Below are 5,088 nucleotides of genomic sequence, written 5' to 3'. Positions count from 1 at the left end.
TCGATGAAGAAGGAAAAGTACTTCAAACAAAAACAAATGACAGCACGGGCCAAATTTACTTTGACGAATTAGTTTACAAAGAAGCCGGTGAACATCATTACACCATTCGTGAAAAAGCTGGGGCAGATAGCACGATCACGTATGACACTAAAGAGTACCAAGTGACAGTGAACGTAAAAGATCAAGCAGGAAAACTAATTGCTGAGGTTGTTCAAAAAGAGCCAGCTGTTTTCAATAATCAAGTGAAAACAACGAAACAGGACGATGCGAACGTACCAAACACACCGAACCGTAATACGCCGGTCTTACCAAACTTACCGAACCGTAATACGCCAGTCTTACCAAGCATGCCGAGCCGTGATACGAAGTCTTTACCAAATACGATCAACCGTAATACGCCGAACTTGCCAAAAACGAATGAGACCACAAAGATTGGTTGGATTGTTTTAGGGATTATCCTTTTAGTAGTTACTGTAGTAGTCATTTATTTCACTCGCAAACAACGTAAGTTATTCTAATAATTTGTAGATAGTGATAGAATGTTAGCAAAATAAAAGCGAGATGAGGCAAACTCATCTCGCTTTTATACTTTTTTCTAAAAAAGACACTCATTTCAAGCATGAAAGCTGAGAGTAAAAACAGGCTAGAATCTACTGATTGATCATCAGGTAGATTGTAGCTTGTAAGAGTCTATTGATCGGGATTGAATAAGTAAATGTAGAAGAAAAAATCATCACTAGAGAGAATGTCATGCATAGTATGCTTCATGAAAATCAGGAAGTGTACAGAATTGTCAATCAATTTCTTTGGGAATGAATTGATTGGCAGAAAATAAAAAGGTAAAGAATAATAAATTTTGAGATAAAAAAACATTTCACGAACATTAGATCAGAATGTATGTTGAAATGCTTTTATTGTGCTTAAATTACTCGTGTGTTTTTCCTATTGCTTTTCATTATAAAAATAGCTCAATAGTAGACTATATAAGGATCGTTTGTTGAAATAAAAAAATATATGGCAAAAAATTCCAGGTGTTGTTTGATAAAGGATAATATAATAAAAGATCGTTTTTTGTTAAAAGCGAACGAACGAGAGGCTTTTATAGCTATTAAAAGTTTATATTAATTTTATTATGAAAATTTAACGAAAAAACATTGAAAATGTTCGTTCTTTTTCTTATAATGAGACAGAACACGAATGAGGAGGACAAAAATGAAAAAGAATGTTCCGTATTTGATCATTGCACCAGGGACGATCTTATTATTATTTTTTATGTTTTTGCCATTAGTTAATATTATTTGGCCAACTATTTTTACTGAAACAGGTATCAATTTGAATGCTTACACTCGTTTTTTGACGGATGAATATAATTTGAAAATTTTTATTCGTACGATACGTGTTTCAGTAATTGTTACCCTGATTTCTACAATCATGGGTATTCCAACCGCATACTTTATTGCTGGTGTTAGTAAAAAATGGAAAAGTTTGTTGATGGCAATGACCATGTTTCCTTTATTGACGAATTCGGTTATTCGAAGTTTTGCATGGATCAATATTTTAGGGAAAACGGGTGTCGTCAACAATTTCTTAGTGCGAATGGGACTCATTGAGCAACCACTGAATTTATTATATACAGAGTTTGCAATTATTATTGGTTCCGTTTATTTATTCTTACCAACCATGGTTTTGACCCTTGTTGGTGTGATGGAAAATATTGAAAAAGAAACACTTGAAGCATCTGAAACACTAGGTGCTAGCCCATTCAAGACTTTTTACAAAATCGTACTTCCTCTTTGTACGCCCGGTGTGATCGTGGGCAGTATTTTAGTGTTTACAGGGACATTAACGGCCTATACGACACCGCAACTTTTAGGAGGGAATAAAAATATGATGATGGCAACTTTCCTTTATCAAAAAGCTTCGACTTTAGGTGATTGGACCTCTGCCAGTGTGATTGCATTGATTATGATTGTGGCAACTCTGATTGTTAACAAAGGATTAAATCTGATTGCCGCTCGTTTAGATCGGAGGGAAATGAATCATGCGTAAGCAAAAAGGAATGTCAATCATCGCAGGACTCGTTTTTATTTTCTTATTTTTACCACTGCTCATTATTGTAGTGACTTCTTTTGGAAAATCATCAACCATTCAATTCCCGATTGATGAATTTTCATTGGATTGGTACCAAAAAGCATTAAGTTCTGAAACATTTATGAACAGCTTCAAATTAAGTCTGTTCATTGGTATTGGAGCGACTTTGTTGGCTTTATTAGTCGGAGTGCCCACTTCTTATGCGTTGTCTCGTTACCACATAAATAGTAAACAGCTTTTTAAAAGCTTCTTTTTATCGCCAACAATGATTCCAGGAATCGTTGTGGGGTATTCCTTGTTCCAGTACGCGGTTATTAAGTTTAACTTACCAGTTATTCAAGCCTTATTGATTGGCCATTTTTTAATTAGTTTACCTTATATTATTCGAGTAGTCGGTTCAAGCATGGAGCAGTTGGATTTTTCGATTGAAGAGGTTGCTTGGACATTAGGCTGTACAAAAACACGTGCATTTATGCAAGTTGTTTTGCCAAATGTTTCTTCAGGGATTTTTGCGGCATTTATGTTGGCGTTTGTTAATTCATTTAATAATGTCCCAGTATCAATGTTTTTATCTGGACCAGGAGTGACGATGCTACCTACTTCATTATTAAGCTACATTGAATATGCGTATGATCCGACTGTGTCGGCTATTTCAGTGATGATTATGGTATTAACTGTTTTCTTAATGTTTATTATTGAAAAAACACTAGGATTAGCTTCAATTGCCTAGCAGTTTTACTTGAAAGAAGATAGGAAATAATAAAATGTGACTGGAATACTATGAGGAGGGAAACCGTGAGTTTTGTAAATTTGAATAATATCCGTGTTAGTTACGACGGAAAACAAAATATATTGGAAGATTTATCTATTTCTATGGAAAAAGGAGAGCTTGTTTCTTTATTGGGCCCTAGTGGTTGTGGTAAAACGACGACATTACGTGTCATTGCCGGATTGGTTTCACCCGATGATGGTTCATTCATGTTGAATGACCAAGAACTAGTGAAAGTACCTGTGCATAAACGTAATTTTGGTATGGTATTTCAAAGTTATGCGTTGTTTCCACATTTAACAATTGCCGAAAATGTAGCATTTGGGTTAAAGCTACGAAAAGAAAGCAAAGCAGAGATTGCCAAAAAAGTAGCAGATATGTTGGCAATCTGCGGGTTAGAGCAATTAGGCGAACGTTATCCAAAACAACTGTCAGGAGGTCAGCGTCAACGAGTAGCTTTAGCGCGAGCATTAGTGATTCAACCAGAACTATTGTTGTTAGATGAACCGCTAAGCAACTTAGATGCGAAGCTACGTGTTCAAATGCGAATTGAAATTAAACGTATCCAGCAACAGCTAGGCATCACAACTGTTTTTGTGACCCACGATCAGGAAGAGTGTTTCTCAATTTCTGATAAAGTGGCAGTTATGAACAACGGAATAATCGAACAATATGATACACCAGAAAATATCTACCGCCACCCTAAAACGCGTTTTGTTGCACATTTCATTGGATTTGAAAATTTCTTTTCGGTTGAACCAATCGATGGAGATCGCTATCAAGCGGGTGGAAATGTATTTGAGGTTTCTTATCCTCCATTGAAAGCTGCAAAACTAGTAGCGACTATCCGACCAGAGGATATAGAGATTGCTACAAATGCGACAGAAAATTTAGTTACAGGTGAAGTGAAAATCAGAACGTTCCTTGGAAAAAGCTACCAGTATGAAGTAGCAACGGACTTAGGAAAATTTTTAGTGAATGGTACTGACAAACAAGTGTATCACGCAGGCGATCAAATCGTCTTGCATTTTCCAAAAGATAAGATCGTTCTTTTGGAAGACCAGTAAAAGAAGAAAAGGGGAAAAATAAGTGAAAAAAGGCTTTCTATTAGGTTCAGTAGTTGTAGCAAGTATGATGATGTTGACAGCTTGTGGAGGAGGAGAAAAAGCAAATTCTTCCGATACAAAAAAGTTAGTCGTATCGACCTTTGGGCTAAGTGAAGATATCGTAAAAAGTGATATCATGGCTCCATTTGAAAAAGAATTTGATGCGAAAGTTACACTAGATGTTGGGAATAGTGGCGATCGTTTCAATAAACTAATCAGTAATCCTAAAGGGATCGACGTCATCGAATTAGCACAAGCAAATTCAGCAGATGGTGCTTCGCAAGGATTGTTCGAAAAATTGGATGAGACAAAGATTCCTAATGTAAAGGACTTAACTTCCGGGGCAAAAGAAGTCTTTGAAAGTGGCGCTGGCGTGCCAATTGCCGTTAATAGCGTTGGGATCGTTTATGACAAGGAAAAAGTTGGTAAAGAAATCACGGATTGGTCAGATCTTTGGGATGCTGCATTGAAAGGGAAAATCTCTATTCCTGAAATTACCACAACTGCTGGACCATTGATGATGTATATTGCGAGCGAACATGCGGGTGTAGATATTGAAAAGGATAATGGAAAAGCAGCATTCAAAGCCTTGGAGGAGTTAAAACCGAATGTTGTTAAGACCTATTCAAAATCTTCCGACCTAGCAAATATGTTCCAAGCTGGAGAAATTGAAGCAGCAGTAGTGATGGACTTTGCTTACGATATTATCAAAGGTGATTCTGACACAATCAATTATGTCGTTCCTGAAAGTGGGACATATGCGAACTATAACACAGTGAATATTCCAAAAGAAGCAGCAAATAAAGAGCTAGCTTACTCATTTATCAATAATCGAATTAGCGAAGAGTCACAAAAGAAAAAGGCACTTTCGCTAAATGAAGGACCAACTAATGCAAAAGTAGAATTAAGTGATGAAGAAGCTGGAAACATGACCTATGGTGCCATTGCAGATCGTGCAAAAACAATCGACTTTGATTTCGTCAATGGGCAAATGACAGATTGGATCGATCGTTGGAATCGTTTGATTAACCAATAAGTCAAAAACTCTCAAAATATGAAAAGCTATTTTTCTCTGTTTGTTCTTATTGTCTGATGCAGACCAGCCTTTTCACAACCTTATTC

General features: G+C 36.4%; 5 protein-coding genes and 1 pseudogene. All 6 read left to right on the top strand.

What is annotated here, in order from left to right:
• Positions 1–518 (top strand): streptococcal pilin isopeptide linkage domain-containing protein (locus tag EVI01_RS13090; protein WP_146811732.1); only part of this gene is annotated, 518 nt, incomplete at its 5' end.
• Positions 519–726: 208 nt separating this feature from the next.
• Positions 727–816: pseudogene (locus EVI01_RS13085) on the top strand (alpha/beta hydrolase); the annotation flags it as partial.
• A gap of 396 nt (positions 817–1,212) precedes the next feature.
• Positions 1,213–2,049, top strand: a complete 837-nt coding sequence (locus EVI01_RS13080) for an ABC transporter permease (RefSeq protein ID WP_010751864.1) — start codon at positions 1,213–1,215, stop codon at positions 2,047–2,049.
• A complete protein-coding gene (locus EVI01_RS13075) occupies positions 2,042–2,821 on the top strand; it encodes an ABC transporter permease (protein ID WP_010751863.1) in 780 nt (259 codons plus the stop codon). Before EVI01_RS13080 ends, EVI01_RS13075 begins: the two co-directional genes overlap by 8 nt.
• Before the next feature lie 65 nt (positions 2,822–2,886).
• Positions 2,887–3,927 (top strand): ABC transporter ATP-binding protein, encoded by a 1,041-nt coding sequence (locus tag EVI01_RS13070; RefSeq protein ID WP_010751862.1) that lies wholly within the window; start codon positions 2,887–2,889, stop codon positions 3,925–3,927.
• A gap of 22 nt (positions 3,928–3,949) precedes the next feature.
• Positions 3,950–5,002, top strand: coding sequence for an ABC transporter substrate-binding protein (locus EVI01_RS13065; RefSeq protein ID WP_010751861.1), 1,053 nt, complete (start codon positions 3,950–3,952; stop codon positions 5,000–5,002).
• Positions 5,003–5,088: the final 86 nt, after the last annotated feature.

It is taken from the genome of Enterococcus villorum (assembly GCF_007990225.1).
In the GTDB taxonomy this organism is placed as follows: Bacteria; Bacillota; Bacilli; order Lactobacillales; family Enterococcaceae; genus Enterococcus_B; species Enterococcus_B villorum.
This window is presented reverse-complemented; position numbering and strand designations above follow the sequence as displayed.

Excerpts from the sequence above, each read along its gene's own strand:
- EVI01_RS13080 (WP_010751864.1), top strand. The coding sequence starts at position 1,213 with ATGAAAAAGAATGTTCCGTATTTGATCATTGCACCAGGGACGATCTTA.
- EVI01_RS13075 (WP_010751863.1), top strand. The coding sequence starts at position 2,042 with ATGCGTAAGCAAAAAGGAATGTCAATCATCGCAGGACTCGTTTTTATT.